The following is a 23,101-nucleotide window of genomic DNA, read 5'->3' as shown; positions in this document are numbered from 1 at the left end:
GCCCGAACAGGGTTGCGCGCTTTCAGGCCGGCGGCTCCATCAGGGCCTGCCGGGCGCGCTCCAGCGCCTCACCAAAGGCGGCGCGGGCGTGGTGAGGGACCCCGGGCAGCGCAGCGACCACGGTCTCCGCCCAGTCGAGATAGGCCGCGCGGCGCGAAAGCGGCCAGTCAAGCGGCGGCGTCTCGGCGACCGCGCGGACGTTCGACATCTTGTCGCAGACTTTCAGAAGGGCCGCACCGGGGGATTTGCGCGGGGCATTCAGCACCTGGCGCCGCTTGCGCTCGGGCGCGCTCAGGCCCTTGTCATCGGTCAGTTCCTCGACGAGGGCCGTAACCTCATCTCCGAAGATCACGCGCAGTTCGTGGGCGGTGACAGCGCAATCCTCGATCGTGTCGTGCAGCCAAGCGGCGGCGATCACGGTTTCGTCCGCACCAAAGCGGATCGCCAGGGCCGCAACCTCCTCCAGATGCACGATATAGGGCTCACGCGCGGCCCCTTTGCGAACCTGGCCCTGATGCGCGCGCGCCGCGAAGGCCTTTGCTTGGTCTATGATGTCCATGAATACTCCATCCGGCCGGCTGTCGCAGGCGGGCAACCCCGCGATACGCAGAGCATGGCCGTTTTCGGATTTGGGGAAAAGAAGGCAGTGCCTTCCCCGCCAAGATGGCAGTCTTCGCGCCGATTGCAAGGGCAAAAGAAAAGACCGCGCCCAAAGGCGCGGTCCCGTTACTGTCCCTCAGGATCGGGGCCCTCAGATCTCGTCGAGCGCCTCGACCGCTTTCTGAAGATCGTCCTTGGACACTTCCTTCTCGCTCACCGAGGCGCCGGCGAAGATGAAGTCCACGACCTTGTCCTCGAAGATCGGCGCACGCAGCTGCTGCTGCATCTGCGGGTTCTTCTGCACGAATTCGAAGAAGGCGCGCTCCTGCCCCGGATACTGACGCGCCTGCGCCAGAACCGCCTGGGTCATCTCGGCATCCGTCACTTCGACGTTCTGCTTGCGGCCGACCTCGGCCAGCAGTAGGCCAAGGCGCACGCGGCGCTCGGCCAGCGTCTTGTGCTCTTCCGTCGGCTCGATCGAGCCATGGTCGTGACCGTGGTGATCGGGGTTTTCCTCGTGCCAGAGCTGGTGCGCGATCTGGTTTGCTTCCGCGTCAACCAGGCTCGGCGGCAGTTCGAAGCTGACCAGCTTGTCGAGCGCATCCAGAAGCGCACGCTTCATCACCGCGCGCGCCGCAGAGACGTATTCGGCTTCGAGCCGCTCCGTCACCTGCCCCTTGAGCGCCTCAAGGCTTTCCGCGCCGAAACGCTTGGCAAGCTCGTCGTCGATCTCGGCGGGCTTCGGCGCCTTGACGGCCTTCACGGTGCAGTCAAAGACGGCGGCCTTGCCGGCCAGGTGCTGCGCGCCGTAGTTCTCGGGGAAGCTCACTTCGACGGCGACTTCCTCACCGGCCTTGGCGCCGACCAGCTTCTCTTCGAAACCGGGGATGAACGCGCCTGAGCCCAGGACCAGCGGATAATCCTCGCCGGCGCCGCCCTCGAAGGGTTCGCCGTCGATCTTGCCGACGAAGTCGATCACGACCTGATCGCCGTCCTTGGCCTTGGTGCCCTTCTTGCGGTCCTCGAAGGTCTGCGCGTTGGAGGCGAGGTTGTCGAGCGCTTCCTGCACCGACTTCTCATCCGCCTTCACGACGAGCTTTTCCAGCGCGACGGCCGAAACGTCGAGGTCCGGGATCTCCGGCAGGGCCTCGTAGGACATCTCGACGACGACATCGTCGCCCTCTTTCCACTCTTCGCCGCCCTTCATCTCGACCTTCGGCTGAACCGCCGGACGGTCGCCGGTCGCATCGAAATGCGACTTCATCGCGCCGTCGATCGCGTCCTGCATCGCGTCGCCCAGCAGGCGCTGGCCGAACGTCTTGCGCAGCATCGCAAGCGGCACCTTGCCCTTGCGGAAGCCCTTCATCTCGACCTCGGGCTGCGCCTCGACGAGCTTCTCGGTGACCTTCATGTCCAGATCGGCAGCCGGCACGGTGATCGTGTAGCTACGCTTCAGACCGTCCTTCAGGGTCTCGGTGACCTGCATTCCTTCGTCCTTTTCCCTCATGGTGCGGGTGGAGGGACTTGAACCCCCACGCCTCGCGGCGCCAGAACCTAAATCTGGTGCGTCTGCCAATTTCGCCACACCCGCAATGCCCGTGGGAGGCAGCCCGTGAAAACCACCCCCCAAATCCGCGCCCTTCTATCAAGTCCCGCACAGGGATGCGAGAGGAAAAACAGCCCTGCGGCGCAGGCAGCGACTCGGGCAGCCGCGCGGGTGCGGCACCGAAGATTTCCCCGAAAAGCCCCCCGATTAACGCATTCTTGACAGATTCCTCACCCAGGATCGGGACTTAGTTCGGTAACAGGTGCTGCCATGTCGTTGATGTTCTCTGACAATCTTGCCCGGAAAACCTCGTCCCTGGATGAGGGGACGTTCCACGGAATCGCGGAAGGGACCCGGATCTTCACCTCGCAAGGCCCCCGCCTTGTCGAGACGCTGGGAAGCGGTGACCGGATCGTGACCCGCGAGGGGATGCGCATCCTGCGCAACGTCTGGGTCGAGGATCACGCAGGCCCGTCCATCCGGGTCAAGGCCAGCACGCTGGGCGCCGACCAGCCGGCACGGGACATGACCTTTTCCGCCGGGATGCCCGTCGTCATGCGCCAGTGGCGCAAGCGCGGCCGCGGCGCGCAGGCGGTCGTTCCGCTGCTGCGGCTCGTCGATGGGGTTGAGATCTGCCGTGGCGAGGACGAGATTCTGCGCACCTACACGCTCCAGTTCGACACCGATCAGGTCGTCTACGCCGCCGGGCTGGAGGTCTTCTGCGCCGGCACCGGCATCGAAAACGAGACCTGGTTCAAGCGCGGCAACATCTTCCTCGACTAGGGCTCAAAGCCCCAGGTCACGAAAGACCGCCGGCAGTTGCTCCGGCAGATCCTCGGCGATGAGGCCGGGTCCGAACTTAAGCGCGCATTCGACATGAAGCCAGGCGGCGGTCTCTGCCGCCTGCATCGGCGCGAAGCCCCGCGCCAGAAGCCCCGCGATGAATCCCGCCAGAACGTCGCCCGACCCGGCGGTGGCAAGCCAGGGCGCGGCGCGGTCATGATGGGCCGAATGGACGGAACACAGGCCAGCGGCATGTGCGATGACCGTGTCGGCCCCCTTGAACACAACGGTACACCCGAACTCCGCAGCAACCTCCCGCGTAGCGTCAACCTTGGAATAGGCGGGGCCGCTTTTTGCAGTGGTCTTGAGTTTCTTGGCGGCCTGCGGCGACAGGCGGGCGAATTCGCCCTCATGGGGTGTCAACACACATCCCCCGTGCAACTTTGCCCTGAGATGCCTCTGCGCCCCGACCATCGTCAGCGCGTCCGCATCGAGCACGACGCGTTTCTTGCTGTCCAGAACAGCCTCCAGAAGTGACACTGCCCGCGGATCGAGGCCGAACCCCGGACCGACGCAAACCGCATTTACCCGGTCATCATCAAGCAAAGCCGCTGCGTCATCCGCTTCGCGGATCATGATCGCATCGACCCGAGCCGCCGTTTCCGCCACAGCGTCGTGAGGAACGACCAGCGTGACCAACCCGGCCCCGATCCGCAGCGCTCCACGGGCAGCGAGCCGCGCCGCACCGCCTCGCCCCGGACCGCCAGACAGCACCAGGGCGTGCCCCTGATGATATTTGTGCAGATCGACGCGCTTTCGCAGGCCAACTGCTCCGGGCGCCGAGTAATAGGCGCCCCCGGAAGTGTTGGGCCGCGCGACTTCGCGCGCAAAGGCCCGTGCCGCAATCGGATCGATGGCATCCGCACTTCGGCCTTCCGCTGCATCGCGGACGGCTTTGTCGAGGCCGATATCGACAACGGCAACACGGCCGCAATAGAGCGGCCCCTGTCCGATAACGTGGCCCAGTTTCCGCCGCTGGAAGGTCACGGTGAGATCGGCGGCGGGCACATACATCCCAGCCGCACCCGCCCCTTTCTGAATGGGAAGCCCGGAGTCGAGGCACAATCCCGATGGACAATCCACGGCGACCAGCGCCTTTCGCGCTGCGCTCCGCCCCTTAAGGCCGAGCAGGAATCGTTGCACATCGACTGCCGCACCCTCGAGCGGCCGTGAAAGACCGGTTCCAAAGAGCGCATCAATGATGACGGCTCCGGCATGACGCCTGATGTCAATGGACCGGCCCGAGAGCGGATTGACCTCCCCCAACGCCCTCCAGCGCTCGTAGTTCACCCGCGCATCCGGCGGCAGGTTTTCCGGGTTGCCATAGAGGAAGACCTCCACCTCCCAACTCCGCTCCGCCAGCAGCCGCGCCACGACAAACCCGTCACCACCGTTGTTTCCCGGCCCGCACAGTACGACCGCCCGAAAGGACCCGCCCCCCTCTTCTTCATTGCCCAAATACCCCGGGGGTGCGGGGGCGGCGCCCCCGCGGTTCGCCGCCAGTTCCGGCCAAGCCTCGAAGATCGCCTCAACCACGCCCCGTCCGGCGCGCTCCATCAGGTCCAGCCCCGTCACCTCGCCGGAGGCGATCGCGGCCGCTTCGATGGCGCGCATTTGGGCAGAGGTCAGCAACTCGGTCATCAAGGAAACCCTGAAAGTTTATAAACAGCCCGCAATCCGGGCGCATTGCACAAATTTTGTGCATAATGCCTGGAATCGTCATCCGGCCCGGCTTCCCCGAAGCCTAGCCAATTGTGCGTCCGCAGCGAAAGTGGTGACAGAGGGCCGACCGCAGAAAACGCCCCCAAGGGAGTCGGCCCATGAAGAAGATCGAAGCCATCATCAAGCCCTTCAAACTCGACGAGGTGAAGGAGGCCCTTCAGGAAGTCGGCGTCCAGGGACTTTCGGTGATCGAGGTCAAGGGCTTCGGCCGCCAGAAGGGCCACACCGAGCTTTACCGTGGCGCAGAATACGTCGTCGATTTCCTGCCCAAGGTGAAGATCGAGGTCGTCCTCTCCGACGACATGGTCGAAACGGCGATCGAGGCCATCATCTCGGCCGCGCGCACCGACAAGATCGGCGACGGCAAGATCTTCGTCAGCCCCGTCGAACAGGTCATCCGCATCCGCACCGGCGAATCCGGCGAGGACGCGATCTGAAACACCCCGGAGGCCCCCGGCCTCCGGCCCGAAACCCCAAGGAAAGGATCAAATGATGAGCGCTATCGAGAATGCTCTGAAACTGATGAAGGACGAGGAGGTCGAATATGTCGACATCCGCTTCACCGACCCCAAAGGCAAACTCCAGCACGTGACGCTGGTGGTCGATCTGGTGGACGAGGAGTTCTTCGAGGAAGGCTTCATGTTCGACGGTTCCTCCATCGCCGGCTGGAAGTCGATCGACCAGTCCGACATGAAGCTGATCCCGGACGCGTCCTCGGTCTATATCGACCCGTTCTACGCGGAAAAGACCATGTGCGTGCACTGCAACGTGGTCGAGCCGGACACGGGCGAGCCCTACAGCCGCGACCCGCGCGGCACCGCATCGAAGGCCGAAGCCTACCTCAAGGCCTCGGGCATCGGCGACACCGCCTACTTCGGTCCGGAAGCCGAATTCTTCGTCTTCGACGACGTGCGCTACTCGGTCACGCCGTCCAAGGTCGCCTACCAGATCGATGCGCATGACGCGGCCTGGAACACCGACACGGAATACGAGATGGGCAACCTCGCCCACCGCGCGCAGCACAAGGGCGGCTACTTCCCAGTCAACCCGATCGACGCAGCCCAGGACCTTCGCGGCGAGATGCTTTCGACCATGAAGCGCATGGGCATGAAGGTCGATAAGCACCACCACGAGGTGGCGACCGCCCAGCACGAACTCGGCCTGATTTTCGGCGGCCTCGTCGAACAAGCCGACAACATGCAGAAGTACAAGTACGTGATCCACAACGTGGCCCACGCCTACGGCAAGTCGGTGACCTTCATGCCGAAGCCGATGAAGGGCGACAACGGCTCGGGTATGCACGTCAACATGTCGATCTGGAAGGACGGCAAGCCGCTCTTCGCGGGCGACAAGTATGCGGACCTGTCGCAAGAGGCACTGTGGTTCATCGGCGGCCTGCTGAAGCACGCCAAGGCGCTCAACGCCTTCACGAACCCCTCGACCAACTCCTACAAGCGCCTGATCCCCGGCTTCGAGGCCCCGGTTCTGCGCGCCTACTCCGCCCGCAACCGCTCCGGCTGCGTGCGTATTCCGTGGACCGAATCGCCGAAGGCCAAGCGCGTCGAGGCCCGCTTCCCGGATCCGGCGGCCAACCCCTACCTGGCGTTCGCGGCCCTTCTGATGGCCGGTCTTGACGGCATCAAGAACAAGATCGACCCGGGCGCGGCTTCGGACAAGGACCTTTACGATCTGCCGCCGGAAGAACTCGCCGAGATCCCGACCGTCTGTGGCTCGCTGCGCGAGGCGCTGGAAGAGCTGGAGAAGGACATGGACTTCCTGCTGGCCGGCGACGTGTTCACCCGCGACCAGATCGAGGGTTACGTGGCGCTGAAGTGGGAAGAGGTTTACGCCTACGAGCACACGCCGCACCCGATCGAGTACCAGATGTACTACAGCTGCTGAACGCAGGCTTTAGCGCTGGAAAAGGGCCCCGACCGGGGCCCTTTTTCTTTTGCGGGCCGTTCTTGGCGGCTCCCCGATCAAACGGGCGGCGGGCCTGCGGGTGTGGCGGTCACCCTCCTTCTGCCCCCGCCGCGCGCAGGGGACGTGCCACAGCCGCTCAAATGAGCGCGGCACTGGCGGCCAAGTCACCGTTCTGACACCCAAAACGCACAGAAAACAGACGAACCGCGACGCCCCGATACAAAAATATACTATAGTATAAATATGTTAATCCGTGCGGACTTATCCTTTTGACTTGACCGGGCGGTCAGTGCTCCTTACGAACAATGTTGAGTTCTGGTAGGTTTGCCGTGAAAAAGCCGCTATTCTGACAGAGCATCCAAAATCAGGTTGGTGAAAGGAGGCCCCTGTGACGGACCCCAATACCGATGTGATATCCATCCGGCCCGATGCCCGCTCCGAAATCTCTTCGGCCGTCGGGACTTCCGTTTCACGTCTGCGCGCGCACGCCTCGATCACCCTGCGCGAGCTCGGCAAGAAATCCGGCGTTTCGCCCGCAATGATCTCCCGCATCGAGAACGGGCAGGTCTCGCCCTCGCTGTCGACGTTGGAGGCGCTGGCAGCCGCCCTGGATGTGCCTGTGATCGCCTTCTTCCAGCACACGGTACACCATGCCGAGATCGCCTTCGCCCGCGCGGGCGAGGGGCTGGAATCCAAGTCCGTCCTGCCGAACCATTCGCAGGCCTACCGCCTGCTTGGCAGCTTCGCGAACACCGAGATGCGGTTCTCTGCCGTTCGGATCACCCGCAAGCGGTCGGACAACGGCAATCATCCCCTCTTCCATGACGCAGGCTACATGCTTGTGACGGTCCTTGAGGGGAATTGCGTCTACACCTGCGGCGAGAGCACCTACGACATGGGGCCGGGCGACACGCTCACCTTCGACGCGCAGCTGCGGCACGGCGTGAAGAGCTGTGAAAGCGAGACGGTGGCCTACATGGTCGTGGTAGCGGAACCGGCCTGACCAAGCAGGCGACCGCTCGGGGTACCCTCCAGACTTCGATCCGCCGCGCCTTTACCGGGCGCGGCGTTTGCTTGCCCTCCGCCTGGGTAGAGGCCACTATGCCCGAACCTTGAGCCATCGCCACGCCCCGGCGGCGGCGATTGACACGGGATGGAAATTAAGTTAGTTATGACTAACAAACAAACGGAAGCATCCGCGCAACTGCAAGACAGCATCAGGCGCCTTCAGTGGCATCTTTGGCGCCTCTGGCGGCAGGAATCGCAGCAAAGCGGCAGCATGGATCTGACTTCGACAGAATACGACTACCTGGATGTCGTCGCCTGGCACCCGGAAGGGATGCGCCTGACCGAACTGGCCGAGCGCATGAGCGTCAGCAAGGCTTCCGCCAGCGCGATGGCCTCCAAGCTGGAGGCCCGGGGGTACCTCGAACGGACCCCGGATCCGGAGGACAGGCGGGCAAGCCTGATCCGCCCCACACCCCGGACCGCCGCGCTGGAGACTGAGGAAAGCGCCATCCACGCGCGCGCCGCCGCAAGCCTGTCCGCCGCGCTCAGCGCCGAGGAACTGGCCCGGTTCGAGGAACTTTTCGAAAAAGCCTGTCGGGGGCTTCCCTCCGCCTGACAGGTGGAGGTTGACATGGTGACGAAATCGCTGACCCGGACCTTCTGGTCCTACACCCTGCCCGCCATGGCCGCGCTGATGGTCAGCGGGCTTTATTCCGTCGTCGACGGGATCTTCATCGGTCATGCGCTTGGCGCTGACGGCCTTTCGGCGGTCAACTTGGCGTGGCCGCTTGCCGGGGTGATATGGGCCGTCGCGATGCTGGCCGGAATGGGCGGTGGGGCGCAACTGGGCGCGGCACGGGGTGCCGGCGATGCCAAGCGGCAGGGCGAAACCCTGGGCGTGACGCTGGGCCTGATCGCCGTTCTGGGTGCGGCCACGGGCGCGCTTATTCTCGCGCTCGGCCCGGCCTTCCTGACAGCGCAGGGGGCGGAGGGGACGCTCGCCGCCATGGGCTTTGGCTATCTGTCGGTGCTGGGCTGGTCGGCGCCGGTGATCATGGCCGGGATGGCGCTGCCGCTTTTGCTGCGCAACCTCGGCGCTCCACGGCTCGCGACGGCTGCCATGCTGGTCGGCGCCGCCACGAACGTGGCCTTCGACTGGCTCTTCGTGCTGAAGCTCGGCCACGGGCTGGCGGGCGCCGCCCGCGCCACGCTGATCGCAGAGGTCGTCGTCATCATCGTCAGCCTGGCGGCGATGGCGCGGCTCGGCGTGCTGCGCGCCTTGCGTCCGGGCCGCGGGACCCCTGCCCGCGCCGCCCGCATCCTGACGAGCGGCTTTTCCTCGATGATCATGGCGCTTTACCTGAGCTTCGTGGTCGTCCTGCATAACATGCTGTTCCTTCAGCATGGTGGAACGCTGACGGTCGCGGCCTATACGGTGGCGGGCTATGTCATGTCCTTCTTCTACTACTTCTCCGAAGGCGTGGCGGGGGGGATGCAGCCGCTGACGAGCTACTACCACGGCGCGCGTGACAGGATGCGGATGGCGCAGGTGCTCAAGCTCGCCTTGATGCTGAGCCTGGGCGGAGGGGCAGCCTTGACGGCACTGGTCGTGGCCTTTCCGGCGCCGGTCGCGCGGATCTTCGCCGGTCACGACGCCGCGCTGATCGCGGAGGCCGCGCACGGGCTCCGCCTGCATCTGTCGGCCATGGTGCTGGATGGATTCATCGTGCTGTCGGCCACCTATTTCCAGTCGGTCGGACAGGCGCGCAAGGCCGCGCTTATCACCATGGGCAACATCGCGATCCAGCTGCCCTTCCTCTTCGCCCTGCCGCGCCTGATGGGCACCGACGGGGTCTGGCTTGCCATGCCGCTGTCGAATGTCGCGCTGTCCGGCATCGTCGTCTGGATGCTGTGGCGGGCCCATCGCGGCGTCTTCGCCCGCGCCGCCGTACACGCGCGCCGGGCGCTTGAAGTCGGCACGCAGGCCTGTGAGGAGGCCTGGGCGCATGGCCCCGACGGCGGGCGCACCGCCTGACGGGGCCGCCGCGCGCTTGCTGTGCCCTCAGATCAGCCGGGTCATGACCAGGGTGAAGAAGCCCCCGAACACCAGGAGCATCAGCCCGACCGCAAGTGAACCGAGGTCCTTGGCGTCTTTCGCCGTCTGTGACCATTCGGGCGAGATGCGGTCGGTCAGAACCTCGATCGCGGTGTTGATCGCCTCGGTCGCCAGCACCAGCCCGGCAAGGGCGCCAGCGACCAGCCAGTGCCAGGGCTCGACGCCCCGCCAGAGAAAGGCGAGGATCACCGCAACGGCCCCCGCGATCTCAAGCCGTGCCGCCGTTTCCGCCCAGAGACGGCGCAACCCGGCAAGGGAGTAACCGGCCGCATCCACGACATGCATCAGGCCGCCGCGCGGGGGGATCACCGTCCGAGGGGCTTCCTTTTCTGGTGTCCCCATCAGCTGTCCCTCCGCTCCTGGCAGCCCTGCGTCAGGTCGAGGTCCGGATCGCGGGCGGTCGTGGTGACGTTCAGAAGGCCCAGCACGCTGTGAAACAGGTTATCCTGGCTGGCGGGCCGGGCGGCGGCGTCCCGCAGGCAGGCTGCATCAAGCCCCATGGCCTGGCGAAACTCCTCGCCCAACCAGAGCACCATCGGAACCTTGGTCTGCGTTTCCGGCGCCATGAACATCGGCGCAGCATGCAGGTAAAGCCCGCCTTCGCCAAGCGACTCGCCATGGTCGGACAGGAAAAGCATCGCGCTTAGCGCACGGTCGCCAGCCGACAGGATGTCGATCGTGCGCGACAGCACATCGTCGGTCTCCAGGATCGCGTTGTCATAGGCGTTCACGATCTCCTCCACCGCGCATTCGGAGAACTCGGCCGTCTGGCAATCGGGCGTGAAGACTGCACGTTCGCGCGGATAGCGCAGGTGATAGGCCGGCCCGTGGTTCCCGATCATGTGCAGCACCAGCACCGTGTCCTGCGTGATCGTGTCCAGCGTCTGTTCGATCAGCGGCAAGAAGACCTCATCGGTACATTCGATCGCGCAGGCTTCCGGATCAAGCGTTGCGTCCACCCGGCCCCAACCCGTGCGCGCGGCGATATGCTGGTCGCCGGTGTTGTTGTCCACCCAATGGATCGCAAAGCCCGTGCGCGCGAGCACGTCGAGCAGGTTTTCCTGCGCCAGGAACGTGTCGCGCGAATACTTCGCCTGCCCCAAGCCTGAGAACATGCAGGGCAGCGACACGGCCGTCGAGGTGCCGCAGGACGACACGTCGGGAAAATTGATCACATCGCGCGCGGCCAGTTCGGGCGTGGTCTGACGCTCGTAACCGTCAAGGCCGAAGTTCTGCGCCCGCGCGGTTTCGCCTGCGAAAAGCACTAGAAGCACCGGCTTGTCGGCCGCGGCCAGGAGCGGCCCACGCGCGGCATCCGTGGCGATCGGGCGAAGCACCCCTGCCTCGGCCTTCAACTGCTGTTTGGCGTAGCGCGTCAGCGCCGCGATGGTCGCGCCCGGCTGGTAGGAGGCCATGAGGTCCTTGCGTTCGCGCAGGACGGCCGAGAAGGTCTTGAAATCCGCGAAGAGCCCGCCCACGAGCACGGCGAATGACAGCGCCACGCCTAGCGGCCAACGCCACAGATGATGCCATTGCTTCACGCGGATCACGCGCGGCCAGAAGACCAGCGCCGCCGGTAGCACGCCCGTCAGCAGGATCGAGACGACCGCCCCGGTGGTCATCAGGTGACGCGACTCGGTCACCGTCGTCTCAAAGACGTTGCGCACCATCTCGCGGTCGATCAGGACACCAAAGGTGCGTTCGTAGTAATGCGCGCCCGCCGAAACCAAGATCAGCACCGCCGCGACAGGCCGTTGCAGCCGGCCGGGCGCGAGGAGTTCCAGCGTCAGAACGGTCAGCGCGAAGATCGCGAGCGAGAAAAGCGCCGCCTCACGCAGGCTATGCGCGAAGATGTCGAGCAGGCGATGCCAGAATCCCCCGTTCAACACCGCGAGGATATAGGCGGCGACGACAAGGTTCAGGGCGGTCTGCCCGATCACGGGGCGGGGGAGTTTTGCTCGTTGGGTTTTGGGCGCGTTCTTGTTGGTCATGGGGTGTTCGGGCTTTCCTGGGTACGAAACAGCCCCTGACATCGGGATCGCTGCGGGCACTGGTCATGCGGCCGGCGCAACGCCCCGGCCGGGCCTGCGCGGTTCCCATCGCAGCCTAACATTGCGCCAACCTTACAGCGCGCGCGGAAACTGCCCCTCGCGCCACCTGACGCGGCAGGCTACAAGAGAGGCATGCGCCTGCTGCTGGTGGAAGACACGGATGAACTTGCCCAGACGGTCCTGAGATTTCTCAGGGCCGAGGGGCATTCCGTCGACCATGCCCCCGACGCGGCAACGGCAGAGGAGGCGATGGCGGTCGCGAATTACGCTTGCGTGATCCTCGACCTTGGCCTGCCCGACGGCTCCGGGCTCGACGTGCTGAAGGCACGCCGCCGGGCCGGAGACCGGACCCCCGTGGTGATCGCCACCGCGCGCGACCAGGTCAGCGACCGGATCGCCGGGCTGGACGCGGGGGCAGACGATTATGTCGTCAAGCCCTTCGACCTGAGCGAGCTTTCCGCCCGCATCCGCGCACAGGCGCGGCGGGGGCAGGGCCTGCCGGAAACGCGCATCACCGTCGCCGGGCTGGAAGTGGATCGCGCGGCCGCGCGGATCTGGCGCGACGGGGCGGAGATTCGGCTGACCGCACGGGAATGGGCGCTGTTCGACGCGCTTCTTGGCGCGCGGGGACGGATCGTGCCGAAAGCGGCGCTGGAAGAACTGCTGGGCACCTTCGATGCCGTGATCGAGGGCAACGCGGTCGAGGTCTATGTGTCGCGCCTGCGCACCAAGCTTGGCCCTTCGGTGATCGAGACCCGCCGGGGCCTCGGCTATGTGCTGCCATGACCGAAGCCTCGCGCCCCCGGTCGCTGCGCGCAAGACTGACGGGCCGGGTGCTCGGCCTGGTGTTGGGGGGGTGGCTCGCGACGATCCTTCTATCCGCCTATGTGCTCGACCAGGAAATGACGGAGATGTTCGACGAGGAACTCCGCGCCCTTGTCGAGACCACCGTGCTTCACCTCGACACCGACCACGGGGACAAGATTCCCCGCACCCTGGGCGTGCAGACGAACGACGGCGAAAGCGTGCTGCGCATCTTGCCTTCGAACCAGGACGAATCCCCCGCCCCTTGGCCTGCCCTGTCGGGCGATGGGTTCCACGACGCGCCGGGGTGGCGCATCCTGCGGCGCACCGCCGAGGGCGCGGTGATCGAGGCCGCGCATTCGACCAGATTGCGCCGCGAAGAAACGCTGGAGGCGGCCTCCGCGTTTCTGATCTTCGCCGTGCCGCTGATGGTGCTCCTGGTCTGGGGCCTGCGCCGCACCGTGGCGGAGGCGACAGCGCCGGTGGCCCGTCTTGCCGAGTCCGTATCGGGACGCGGCCCGGACGATCTCTCCCCCGTCACGGCCGAAGGTCTGCCGCGCGAATTGCGTCCTCTGGCGGAGGCCTTCAACGGCTATCTTGCCCGGATCGGGGCCCTGCGGCAGTCGGAACGGGACTTCATCGCGAATGCCGCCCATGAGTTGCGCACGCCGTTGGCCGCGCTGCGCAGCCGGCTGGAGCTTTCGGCTGATGCAGATGCCGCCGCCGCGGTGACAACGGTCGATGCGCTGACCCGCCGGCTGGAACGCCTGCTGCAACTTTCGCGGCTGGAGGCGGGCGTGGGCTTTGGCCGTGGGCCCTGCGATCTGGTCCGGGTTCTCCGGCTACTGATCGACGAGTTTCGCCCCGGCGCACGGCATCCGATCCGCTTCGATGACAGCGACCTTGAACAGCTGATGGTGGCGGCTGATCCCGATGCCCTCGCGATCCTTTTGCGCAACCTGATCGAAAACGCGCTGGAGCATGGCTCCGGCGCGGTACGCTTGCGACTGGCCCCCGACGGGATGCTGACCATCGACAACCCGACCCGGAACGACAGCCTGCCCGAGGGGCGCTTCGACCGTGGCCAGGGATCTTCCGGGCTTGGCCTTGGGCTGTCGATCATCGAGGCGCTGGCCAAGGCGATGGGCGTGCCGCTTGCCCGAAGCGTCGGCAAGGGAACCGTGCGCTTCGAGCTTCATTTTGCCGTGCAGGCGCCGGGTGCGCAGTAGGCTATTCTACGCCGTTCTGGCTGTCTTGGAGACCACCAAGGGCCCATCCGTCTAACGTCCCTCAGGCAGGACGATTTCGGCAGACAGGCCGCCCAGCCTTTCGCTATCGCTCAACCGCAACTGGCCGCCGTGACTGCGGGCGATGTCGGCCGCAATCGCGAGGCCAAGGCCCGCGCCCGACCCTCGATCCTGGTTGCGCGCGGGGTCCAGACGGGTGAACGGCCTTTGCGCCTCCTCGCGGCGCGCTTCGGGGATGCCCGGCCCGTCGTCCTCCACCCGGAACACGATCCGCCCACCGGCCCTGAGAACTGAAACCTCGGCCCTGCGCCCGTAGCGCACGGCATTTCCGATCAGGTTGTCGAGCGCGCGCCGGACGGCGTGCGCGCGCAGCGTGACCGGCGGGCCGGCCGCCGCGCCGGTCAGATCGACCTCGGCACCCGTGCGCCGGAAATCGGCAACCGCCGTCGCGGCAAGCTCAGCCGGGTCGCAAGGCGCGCTCTCCTCATCGGAGGAAACACCGCGCACGAAGGCGAGAAACGCGTCGGTCAGAACCTGCATGTCATCGACATCGCGCTGCATCGCGCGCGTCTCGTCATCGTCGGGAAGCATCGACAGGCCCAGCTTGAGCCGTGTCAGCGGGGTTCTGAGGTCGTGACTGACGCCGCTCAGCATCAGCGTGCGCTGCTCACGCTGCCGCTCGATCCGTTCGCGCATATGCAGGAACGCATGCCCCGCCGCCCGAACCTCCGTCGCACCGGACGGGCGGTAGGGAAGCACCCTGCCCTTCCCGAAGGCCTCGGCCGCGATCGCCATCCGGCGGATCGGACGCAGCTGGTTGCGTAGGAAAACGAAGGCGACCAGCGTCATCAAGAGCCCCGTCACCATCATCAGCACCAGAAGCTGGTGGGGATTGGAGGCCGAGACGCGCCGCCGGTCAAAGGCGACCTCGACCGGCCCCGCCGAGGTCGACAGCGCAAGCCGCACGCGGCCCAGGTCCGAAAGGTCCACGGGCCCGACCCCGGGAACGTTTTCGCGCAAGGTCGAGATCACCACACGCCCCGACAGGTCGTAGAAGATCCTGCGATCGCTTTCCGGCCGGTCCGCCCAGTCGAGGTCCAGGGCAAGCGGCCCCGCCACTGCCAAGGCGGCCTCCTGCACCGCCCCGGGCGGGGCGCTCTCGATCGCATCGCTCAGCAGGTCGATCTCCAGCACGATGTTCTGGGTCATTTGCCGGGTCACGCCTTCGAAATGGCGCTGAAGGAAGGCGACGGAAACGACCAGCTGGACCACCACCACCGGCAGGATCAGGATCAGCGCTGCGCGGCCGTAAAGCCCGCGCGGCAGGATCCTTTTCAGACTTGCAGAGATCGGCGTATTTGGCATGGTCGGACCCTAGCGGCGCGACGGCAGGGAAGGAAGCGTAAGATGCAGGATGCGACCGGGGGACCGATCCCGCTGGAACCGGGGCTTCGGCTTCTGCGTGCGCCGAATCCTGCCCCGATGACCTTCACCGGCACCAACACCTATATCCTTGGCGAAGGCCGTGTCGCCGTGATCGACCCCGGCCCAGCCCTGCCCGCCCATCTGGACGCCATCTTGGCCGCGCTGGCGCCCGGTGAAACCGTCAGCCATATTTTCGTCACCCACAGCCACCTCGACCACTCTCCGCTAGCCCGCCCGCTCTCCGAAGCCACGGGGGCGCCGGTCCTGGCCTTCGGAGGCGCCTTCGCCGGGCGCAGCGCACGAATGGAGGAACTGGCGCGACAGGGCACCTTCGGCGGCGGCGAGGGTATCGACCTCGACTTCAGCCCGGACGAGGCCTTGGTGGACGGCGCAATCGTCTCCGGTGAGGGATGGTCACTGCAGGCCGTCCATACGCCCGGACATCTGGGCAATCACCTCTGCTTCGCCTGGGGCGACCGCATTTTTTCCGGGGATCACGTGATGGGCTGGGCCAGTTCGCTGGTCTCGCCGCCCGACGGGGACATGGGGGCCTATATGGAGAGCCTTGCCCGGCTGGCGGCGCTCGGCGCCAGCCGGCTACACCCCGGCCATGGCGACCCGGTCGAGGACCCAGCCGACCGCATAGCCTTCCTCACCAACCACCGGCGCGAACGCGAGTCCCAGATCCTGGCGGCACTTGAGGCCGGCGCAGCCGACGCCGACGCCCTCGCACGCCGCATCTACACCGACACGCCCGCCGCCCTCATGGGCGCGGCCACCCGCAACGTCCTTGCCCATCTCCTTGATCTCGAAGACAGAAACCAGATTTCCCGGAACGGCACCCCCGGACCCGGCACCATCTACCGTCGCATGTGAGAGATTACGATTTTTGTGACAAATCCCTCTGGACGCCCCCAGTATCGCTTGCTATATCGCCCCCCGTGTTCCGGCGTAGCTCAGCGGTAGAGCAGTTGACTGTTAATCAATTGGTCGTAGGTTCGATCCCTACCGCCGGAGCCAAAAATATCCAATAAAAACAGAAACTTGACCAAACATAGGGTGTGTTACCTCGAGGAGCCGCTCATGCTCCGGGGAACGCCCGGGGAACAAAATGCCTCACTCCCCAGAATCCAATCGAATCCTGGATTTGACAGCGTTCACGCCGGCGCCGAGCAGCAAGAGGAATGCAGAACGTGGCGACAGGAGTGGAGCGCTTCGCAAAAGGCCGCCTCCTCGAATTTGCAAAGAACGCGGAGCGTGCAAAAGCGATCTGGCAAGAGGCTCTGCCTATTCAGGGATCTGTGGCGGACCTGTACCTGCGTCACCGTGGGATCACCGCTTCGCTACCTGAAACTTTGCGGTACCACCCGAAGTGCTGGCACGGCCCGACGGCCCGCCACCTGCCCGCGATGATCGCGCGTGTGGACGGGGGCGATCACTTTGCGATCCACCGCACTTACCTTCGGCAGGACGGCTTGGGGAATGCAGATCTGCCGAACGGAACCAAGAAGCTGATGCTGGGTGCGTGCGGCGGCGGTCACGTCGAGCTCAGCTGTGCGGAGGCCCCTGTGGTCGTGGCGGAGGGCATTGAGACTGCGCTCAGCCTAGCCAGCGGGTTGCTGACAGGGCCTGCAGCTATCTGGGCTGCCCTCTCGACCTCCGGTTTGGTCGGGCTGCGCCTGCCTAGGCGACCTGGTCGGCTGATCGTGGCGAGCGATGGAGACAACGCTGGACGCGGCGCTGGCAACAAACTGGCATTTCGCGCTGCTGCATTGGGCTGGGATGTATCTCTGCTGCCCGCTCCTGAAGGCAGTGATTGGAACGATTTCCTGACCAAGGCGGAGGCGTAGCCGTGAAGATGGTGCCCGAACGCATCGTGGCACTAGAAGTCCCATTTGCTGCGGAAGCTCCCCAGCCTCTTCTGCGGGAATTGAGACCCGGTGCGGAGTATCCTGTGGCGGCTCTTGGGCCGCTGCGGCAGGCAGTGAAGGCGGTGCAGGGCAAGACCGGCGCGCCGGTCGCCTTGCCGGCGGCATCTGCGCTTTCGATTGCATCGCTTGCAATGCAGGGTTTTGTTGATGTCGAGACGCTCGGCGGGTCGCGTCCGGTTTCGTTGTACGCCATGACCATCGCCAAGTCGGGAGAGCGGAAGTCTTCCTGTGATGCGGCTCTCATGGCCGGTCTTCGGGCCTTCGAGCAAGAGGCACAAAAAGCCTGGAACCTGGATTATGCATCCTGGGAGATCAAGCATGCGCTGTGGAAGGGCCAGCGTGAATCTATCCTTTCGGAAGCCAAGAAGTCCAAGGGGCAGAACCGCACGGCCGCGGAGGCGGATCTGAAGGCTCTTGGAGTTGAGCCGACTGCGCCGCCGTCGCCCGGACGCATCGTGACGGAACCCACTTTCGCAGGTTTAGCCCGCAAGTACGCCGAGGGAATCCCTTCTCTTGGTATCTTTTCGGATGAAGGCGGACAGTTCCTGGGGGGCTACGCGATGTCTCGGGACAACCGGCAAAGCACGCTCGCCGCGTTCAATGATCTGTGGCAGGGCAATCCGATCCAGAGAACCCGAAAGGAAGAGGGTTCATACACGCTCTACGGCCGCAGACTGGCAATCCACCTGATGATTCAGCCAGGCTGGTCCGCAGTTCGCGGTTGGGCGCCCGCTGAATTACGTCGCTCGGCAGAACCTCAGGGTAATCCCAAGTGTCCACGAGCCACTTGGCCGCCGCGGAAGCCATCGAGATACTTGTGCGGCACGGGTGACGGAGGCGCGTGACTGGGGAACAGGGCTGCCGTTGAAGAACAACTTGCTGGGAAGAATGAGCCGCCTCGAAGTTCACCACATCTTCCCACGCGCGCGCCTCTACGAGGCCAGCTACGCACGTGCCGAGGTGAACGCGCTGGCGAACTTCTGCTTCCTGACCAAGGATACAAACCTCGCGATCTCCGACCGCAGGCCCGAGGACTATTTCCCGACGATCGAAGCAGCCCACCCAGGCGCGCTGAGGTCGCAGTGGATCCCGGAAGACCCGGCGCTATGGCGTATCGAAAACTACCGCGACTTCATGGAAGCGCGCAAAGATCTCCTGGCGGATGCCGCCAACGCTTGCCTCGCCTCGCTTCTGCATGACGAAACGTCACTTCTCGACGGCGCACGCGCGGCCAGGATCACGGACCGGGTCCTGCTCGGCGGGATCGCCAGTGAAGATGAAGCAAGCGAGCTTGAAGCGCTAAACGATTGGGTGGTTGAGCAAGGCTTCGCACGAGGTGAGATGGCTCTCGACCACGTGGACCCCGAAACGGGAGAACAGCGCGCAATCCTCGATCTGGTCTGGCCCAATGGAGTCCAGGCCGAATTGACGGAGCCTGTGGCTGTGCTGTTGGGAGAAAGCGCTGAGCTGATCTCCATGGCCAGCGCGGCAGGCCTTCGCTGCTTTACTTCGCCGGGCGAGTTCAAGTCCTATGTCAAGCGGCTGAGCATGTCTGGCGCAGGCATGGCGGCCGAGTAGCCAGCATAACTTGAAGGGACATTCTAAACTCTAAGGGCGGAAATGGGACTTGCCATAATGATTGGGGGGCTGAAACTCGCTCCGAGAAGGTCTGAATAAAACGGATCTGTCCTGTAGCAAGACCGATCCGCAAGGAGATTAACGGCTTGGTCGCAAGATCCAAGAATGAGCCCAACAGACGTGATAGGCGATGCTCGTCTTTCGGAAAACACAACCGCGTCCCATTCGTGCGAAAGCCCAAGGCTCATCCGATCGCGCTTAAAAAGCACCGATTGATTACATCAGCAGAGGAAGGTGATAATGCGTCAGATTCTTTATTTTCTTATGATAACCTTGACGGTCGGAGTTTCGCCGGCCTTTGGCGATCGCTGGGATTTCGCTCGATTTCGGGAGAACGACTCCAATCTGCCGGGCTCCTACAAAATTCTTCGCCACAACATCGAAGGTATCGTCGCAAAGCGTATCCATGCATTTTCCATTTATGGTGGAGACTGCTTGACGGGCACCTACTCGGATGGGTCTGGACAAGGAGACTGCTCTTACGGATCTGTACGTTCCATGCTTCGCGAGCTTGCGTCTGGAGGTCGTGGCAATTTCTCCCAACCTGATCAGGCTTGGTACGCTTGGGACATGCTGATCCCCACTGATTTCCCGACCTATACGCAGCAAACCGGTGGCGGTTATATCTTTGCACAATGGAAAGGTTTCGACTGTCCCCATGCCAGCATCGCGCACAACTCACGCGCGGGAAGCGGAAACCAACTGATCCTACGCCTTCAAAAAACCACGGGACAGCATGACTGCGCCGCCGTAGCCGAGATTAACTTGATGCCGATGCGAGACTTCAAAGGGCGCTGGCGGCATATTGAAGTCTTTGCGAATTGGTCCAATGGCGCCGATGGCCAATTAACTGTCTTCATCGACGGCAAGCAGCGTGGTGCCTATCGAGGGCCGACCCTCGACCCTAACATTCGTGCTCAGAATGGGCGAGATAACACGACGAACCACTTCGACTACGGAGTTTATCTCTGCTGCACGCGCGGTGTTCATCTAGTTCAGCCCGGAACGCTGTACTTCGCCAATGTTCGGAGGGCAAGAAGTCGCGAAAACCTCGCACGCTAATGAGGGGCGTTGATGAGGCAATCTCTGTCTTTGCTTCGGATTGATTTGCCTTAAGCGTGGCGACCTCGGGTTGCCGAGTTGGCAGACAAGTTGGCCCCCGCCTCTCAGGAAACCAAATGGGTAATCATGGTGGAGTTTTGTTATCACCGGCGCGGCTAACCGGGCGGCACGGAAAACGCCAACATCTTCCGCACACTATCCCGGGATATCCCGAAATGCCGGGCGGCCTCCCGCTGGCTCATGCCTTCGGCACAGGCCAAGCGAACCTTTCGATACAAGTCCACGGTGAAGATCCTCCCGCCCTCCCTCCGTCAAAAAGGAAGGCAAAGGTGGACGACTTTTACGCCGCCCGCAGCAGGCTTATCCCGCCGCTACCGTGGCCGACTTTCTCACCGCCCTTCTCATCCGAGCCCGCCTGTCTGATAGGAACCCTGCACGCGGACTTCATCAGGGCCAGCGGTCGGAAACACCGCGCACAAAGGCCGGACAAATGACCGCAACCTGCTTCGATCCACGTCGCTCAAGAAAACCCTTGCAAAACCGGAGCCGTCCACAAATGACACCACCATTTCCCCGATGGCGCAGCCAGCTCGCCATCGTGAAAGTGCCGGAAGATTCCAGCTTCCGGCGGTCCAGGATTGGGGCGCGGAGCAGGTCGGCGCAGACTCTACATCACCGTGAGAGATTTCGCGGGGGGCAGGTCAAACCTGTTCGGGTTTCGATTCTGCCCTGAATTGTGTCGGCGTCCTGCCGGTCCATCGCCTGAATGCACGGTCAAGGGCGGCTGGGCCGGAGAGACCTACCTGCAGTGCGATTTGCGCAACGGGCAGGGTCGTGTTCGACAAGAGGTCTTCGGTGACGCTCTGGCGCGCGTCGTCCTTCAGCTGACTGTAGGAGGTGCCCTGTGCCCACAGGATGCGCTGGATGCGGCGTGGATGCACGCGGCAGATCGAGGCAAAGTCGTCCAGTGTCAGATCCTGATAAGCGATGTTGTCCCGCAGCATGTCGCGAAGATAGGAAAGGGTCGCTTCGCTGGCGCCATCTGTGGCAAACTCCCCTCGTGACGCCTTCACCAGGTCCCAGTCCAGCGAGAATGGTGCCCAAAGCCAGTGCGGCGGAAATGAAATCCGCATTCCGTCGATCGGGGATGTGATGAGCGCCTGTTTCGGAAGAAAACCCGGCGGAAGCCCCTCGGTAGTCGGAACAGTGATCAGGATTTCTTTGGTGTCGAAGGTTTCTCCGATCCCCTTCTTAATCAAAGTCACATAAAGTGCGACGCCGACTGCATCCAACTGTGTCGACGGCTTAGTAACCTTGACGGTGCGGTGAATTTCGAAGGTTACAATGTCGGGCGTGATGGAAATGGAGTACCGCACGTTATCAACCTGCTTTGAGACTTCCACCACAACCCGGGACAGAAAATCTCCGAAGTTGCGAGCATTGGTCGCCGAATCCCGGAACGCCGGCGTTCCTTTCCTCGCTGTTTCGATTGCCACCTTTGCGCCAAAATACGGATCGCCGAGAATTTCCGCCATTTCCTCCATGGCGGAATAACAGGCGGACGCGTCAACCAGCATCGCAGGGTCGTTCAGCGCGCCGACGGGAATACCGTTTCGGACCAGGAGCGCGTCAATATCGCCGCCCCGCGAGGTGAAGGCCTTTGCGAACGGTGACAAAATCAACATTCCGCGCGTGAACCTCGGGCCAGATTTCCTGCTCATTAGTGCTGCTCCCTCAACGCCATCAGGTTAACCTTCTAGGACATGTTTCTGACACAGGTGGCATGAGCTGCAAACAGGGTGCGCCGCTGGCATGCTAAATTACTAGCAGCAAACCATGAGACTCAGGCGATGGCCACGCGGCTCTGGCGATCTCGGAAATAGTTGGAGCCAGGAAATGTCGAAAGAGAACACCGTAAAAGCCAAAAAATCTCTTTTGGCAGCAATACTTGTTGCCGGGCTGATGACTGTTTCATCGGTGACCTTCGGCCCGGCATACGCCCAGACACAGGAAGGACAGGCCGTCGGAGCCGCGATCGAGCGGGTCGCGACGAAGCTTGCGGGGCGCATCGGCTTCGCGGCGCAGGAAATCGGCGGCGACGACGTCATCGCGTTCAATGGCGATGAGGCCTTCGTCATGGCCAGCACCTACAAGGTTGCGATCGCGGCGGCCGTACTGGATCGCGTGGGCAGGGGGGAACTCAGCCTCGACCAGATGGTCGACGTCACACCCGACATGATGATGATCGGGGATGCGGCGCTGAGCGACACATTCGTGCACCCCGGGGTCCAGCTTTCGGTGGCGAACCTGATCGAGATCATGATCACGGAGAGCGACAACACGGCGACCGACATCTCGATGGGACTGGCCGGCGGACCCGCGGCAGTAACCGAATATCTGCGCAGGCTCGGGATCACCGATTTCAGGGTCGATCGGACGACTGGCGAGATCATCGGGGAATTCTATGGCCTGCCGGGACCAGCCACGATGAAAGTCGCCGCGGAGGCCTTTGTGACCCGGCCGGAGCTCCTGACGATCATGGGTGACCGCAATCTGGACTTCGAGGCGGATCCCCGCGACCAAGCAACGCCCCTTGCGATGCTGCAACTCCTGCTTGCCATCGACAATGGCACGGCGACGAGCGCCGAGAGCCGCGACTTCCTGATTGACGTCATGTCGCGCACGCGCACCGGCGCTGGTCGGCTCAAGGGGCTGCTGCCCAAGGGAACGCCCGTGGCGAACAAGACCGGAACCATCGGGGGAGTGGCCAACGACGTCGGCTATATCACTCTCCCCGACGGTCGTCGGTTTGCAATCGCCGTGTTCACCAAGAGCAGCGAGACATCCGAGACGGACAGGGATCGGGCAATTGCCGAGGTCGCCCGGTCGCTGTTCGACTACTTCCACGTCGGGCAGATGACGAAGCAGTAAACGGAGAGACTTCGCCGTGCAGACCCTGCCAGTGCGCTCCTGCCCGGCGAAGACAGAACTCTCCGCCAAGAGCCATCGTCATCCCGCGAGGAAAACTCCAGTGAAGACTCCAATGCAAAGGAAAAATTCAGTGAAGAACCGAATGAAACCACTACCTGCCCTGCTTGTTTCGTCGCTACTGTGCGTCACACCGGCACTCGCACAGCAGGCCATGACACAGGAAGAGGGCCAGGCGACCTTTGATGCGGTCCTCG

Annotated in this window: 21 protein-coding genes, 2 tRNA genes and 1 pseudogene; 15 read left to right on the top strand and 9 right to left on the bottom strand. The window is 63.8% G+C overall.

Features of this window, described 5'->3' with window-relative positions:
* Positions 1 to 22 precede the first annotated feature (22 nt).
* The 3 genes from OE647_RS07630 to OE647_RS07620 form a co-directional block, all read right to left on the bottom strand.
* Positions 23 to 559 (bottom strand): HD domain-containing protein, encoded by a 537-nt coding sequence (locus OE647_RS07630; protein ID WP_263721125.1) that lies wholly within the window; start codon positions 557 to 559, stop codon positions 23 to 25.
* 192 nt (positions 560 to 751) lie between these two features.
* Positions 752 to 2,086: a trigger factor gene (tig, locus tag OE647_RS07625; RefSeq protein ID WP_263721124.1), complete on the bottom strand. Its 1,335-nt coding sequence runs from the start codon at positions 2,084 to 2,086 to the stop codon at positions 752 to 754.
* Positions 2,087 to 2,106: 20 nt separating this feature from the next.
* A tRNA-Leu gene (locus OE647_RS07620) sits at positions 2,107 to 2,191 on the bottom strand.
* A gap of 225 nt (positions 2,192 to 2,416) precedes the next feature.
* Here OE647_RS07620 and OE647_RS07615 point away from each other — a divergent pair.
* Positions 2,417 to 2,929: a Hint domain-containing protein gene (locus OE647_RS07615; RefSeq protein ID WP_263721123.1), complete on the top strand. Its 513-nt coding sequence runs from the start codon at positions 2,417 to 2,419 to the stop codon at positions 2,927 to 2,929.
* A 3-nt stretch (positions 2,930 to 2,932) separates the two neighbouring features.
* Here OE647_RS07615 and OE647_RS07610 read toward each other — a convergent pair whose 3' ends face one another.
* On the bottom strand, positions 2,933 to 4,630 hold the full coding sequence (locus OE647_RS07610; protein WP_263721122.1) for an NAD(P)H-hydrate dehydratase: 1,698 nt from the start codon (positions 4,628 to 4,630) through the stop codon (positions 2,933 to 2,935).
* Between the two features lie 179 nt (positions 4,631 to 4,809).
* Between OE647_RS07610 and OE647_RS07605 the strand changes: the two genes are divergently transcribed.
* The 5 genes from OE647_RS07605 (at position 4,810) to OE647_RS07585 (ending at position 9,677) form a co-directional block, all read left to right on the top strand.
* On the top strand, positions 4,810 to 5,148 hold the full coding sequence (locus tag OE647_RS07605) for a P-II family nitrogen regulator (protein ID WP_263721121.1): 339 nt from the start codon (positions 4,810 to 4,812) through the stop codon (positions 5,146 to 5,148).
* A gap of 55 nt (positions 5,149 to 5,203) precedes the next feature.
* Positions 5,204 to 6,613, top strand: a complete 1,410-nt coding sequence (glnA, locus tag OE647_RS07600; protein WP_318527941.1) for a type I glutamate--ammonia ligase — start codon at positions 5,204 to 5,206, stop codon at positions 6,611 to 6,613.
* Positions 6,614 to 7,022: 409 nt separating this feature from the next.
* Positions 7,023 to 7,637: a helix-turn-helix domain-containing protein gene (locus OE647_RS07595; RefSeq protein WP_263721119.1), complete on the top strand. Its 615-nt coding sequence runs from the start codon at positions 7,023 to 7,025 to the stop codon at positions 7,635 to 7,637.
* A 276-nt stretch (positions 7,638 to 7,913) separates the two neighbouring features.
* A complete protein-coding gene (locus OE647_RS07590) occupies positions 7,914 to 8,258 on the top strand; it encodes a MarR family transcriptional regulator (protein ID WP_263721118.1) in 345 nt (114 codons plus the stop codon).
* A 15-nt stretch (positions 8,259 to 8,273) separates the two neighbouring features.
* Entirely contained in the window at positions 8,274 to 9,677 is a 1,404-nt protein-coding gene (locus tag OE647_RS07585) for an MATE family efflux transporter (protein WP_263721117.1), read from the top strand.
* A gap of 27 nt (positions 9,678 to 9,704) precedes the next feature.
* Here OE647_RS07585 and OE647_RS07580 read toward each other — a convergent pair whose 3' ends face one another.
* Both OE647_RS07580 and OE647_RS07575 read right to left on the bottom strand, forming a co-directional pair.
* On the bottom strand, positions 9,705 to 10,100 hold the full coding sequence (locus OE647_RS07580) for a diacylglycerol kinase (protein ID WP_263721116.1): 396 nt from the start codon (positions 10,098 to 10,100) through the stop codon (positions 9,705 to 9,707).
* Positions 10,100 to 11,749 carry a phosphoethanolamine transferase gene (locus OE647_RS07575; RefSeq protein ID WP_263721115.1) on the bottom strand — a complete coding sequence of 550 codons (1,650 nt, stop codon included), beginning with the start codon at positions 11,747 to 11,749 and terminating at the stop codon, positions 10,100 to 10,102. Before OE647_RS07575 ends, OE647_RS07580 begins: the two co-directional genes overlap by 1 nt.
* 192 nt (positions 11,750 to 11,941) lie before the next feature.
* Between OE647_RS07575 and OE647_RS07570 the strand changes: the two genes are divergently transcribed.
* On the top strand, positions 11,942 to 12,595 hold the full coding sequence (locus tag OE647_RS07570) for a response regulator transcription factor (RefSeq protein ID WP_263721114.1): 654 nt from the start codon (positions 11,942 to 11,944) through the stop codon (positions 12,593 to 12,595).
* A complete protein-coding gene (locus tag OE647_RS07565; protein ID WP_263721113.1) occupies positions 12,592 to 13,842 on the top strand; it encodes a histidine kinase dimerization/phospho-acceptor domain-containing protein in 1,251 nt (416 codons plus the stop codon). The genes OE647_RS07570 and OE647_RS07565 overlap by 4 nt, the downstream gene beginning before the upstream one ends.
* 51 nt (positions 13,843 to 13,893) lie before the next feature.
* On the opposite strand, the gene OE647_RS07560 is transcribed toward OE647_RS07565, so the two are convergent.
* On the bottom strand, positions 13,894 to 15,225 hold the full coding sequence (locus OE647_RS07560; protein ID WP_412174933.1) for an ATP-binding protein: 1,332 nt from the start codon (positions 15,223 to 15,225) through the stop codon (positions 13,894 to 13,896).
* A gap of 42 nt (positions 15,226 to 15,267) precedes the next feature.
* Between OE647_RS07560 and OE647_RS07555 the strand changes: the two genes are divergently transcribed.
* The 6 genes from OE647_RS07555 to OE647_RS07530 all read left to right on the top strand — a co-directional run bounded on the left by OE647_RS07555 (position 15,268) and on the right by OE647_RS07530 (position 19,916).
* Positions 15,268 to 16,161, top strand: coding sequence for an MBL fold metallo-hydrolase (locus OE647_RS07555; protein ID WP_263721112.1), 894 nt, complete (start codon positions 15,268 to 15,270; stop codon positions 16,159 to 16,161).
* Positions 16,162 to 16,230: 69 nt separating this feature from the next.
* Positions 16,231 to 16,305, top strand: a tRNA-Asn gene (locus tag OE647_RS07550).
* A 164-nt stretch (positions 16,306 to 16,469) separates the two neighbouring features.
* Entirely contained in the window at positions 16,470 to 17,135 is a 666-nt protein-coding gene (locus OE647_RS07545; protein WP_263721111.1) for a toprim domain-containing protein, read from the top strand.
* An 8-nt stretch (positions 17,136 to 17,143) separates the two neighbouring features.
* Entirely contained in the window at positions 17,144 to 18,061 is a 918-nt protein-coding gene (locus OE647_RS07540) for a YfjI family protein (RefSeq protein ID WP_263721319.1), read from the top strand.
* 43 nt (positions 18,062 to 18,104) lie between these two features.
* Positions 18,105 to 18,794 carry a hypothetical protein gene (locus OE647_RS07535; protein WP_263721110.1) on the top strand — a complete coding sequence of 230 codons (690 nt, stop codon included), beginning with the start codon at positions 18,105 to 18,107 and terminating at the stop codon, positions 18,792 to 18,794.
* A 300-nt stretch (positions 18,795 to 19,094) separates the two neighbouring features.
* Positions 19,095 to 19,916, top strand: coding sequence for a polysaccharide lyase (locus OE647_RS07530; protein WP_263721109.1), 822 nt, complete (start codon positions 19,095 to 19,097; stop codon positions 19,914 to 19,916).
* 158 nt (positions 19,917 to 20,074) lie between these two features.
* Here OE647_RS07530 and OE647_RS07525 read toward each other — a convergent pair.
* Positions 20,075 to 20,200 (bottom strand): annotated as a pseudogene (locus tag OE647_RS07525) (helix-turn-helix domain-containing protein); the annotation flags it as partial.
* 417 nt (positions 20,201 to 20,617) lie between these two features.
* A complete protein-coding gene (locus OE647_RS07520; protein ID WP_263721108.1) occupies positions 20,618 to 21,637 on the bottom strand; it encodes an AraC family transcriptional regulator in 1,020 nt (339 codons plus the stop codon).
* A gap of 175 nt (positions 21,638 to 21,812) precedes the next feature.
* Between OE647_RS07520 and bla the strand changes: the two genes are divergently transcribed.
* On the top strand, positions 21,813 to 22,847 hold the full coding sequence (gene bla / locus OE647_RS07515; protein WP_263721107.1) for a class A beta-lactamase: 1,035 nt from the start codon (positions 21,813 to 21,815) through the stop codon (positions 22,845 to 22,847).
* The last annotated feature ends 254 nt before the right edge of the window (positions 22,848 to 23,101 follow it).

Source organism: Albidovulum sediminicola, assembly GCF_025751575.1.
GTDB classification, from domain to species: Bacteria; Pseudomonadota; Alphaproteobacteria; order Rhodobacterales; family Rhodobacteraceae; genus Albidovulum; species Albidovulum sediminicola.
Note: the sequence above shows the minus strand (reverse complement) of the source record. Positions and strands in the feature narration are given on the sequence as shown.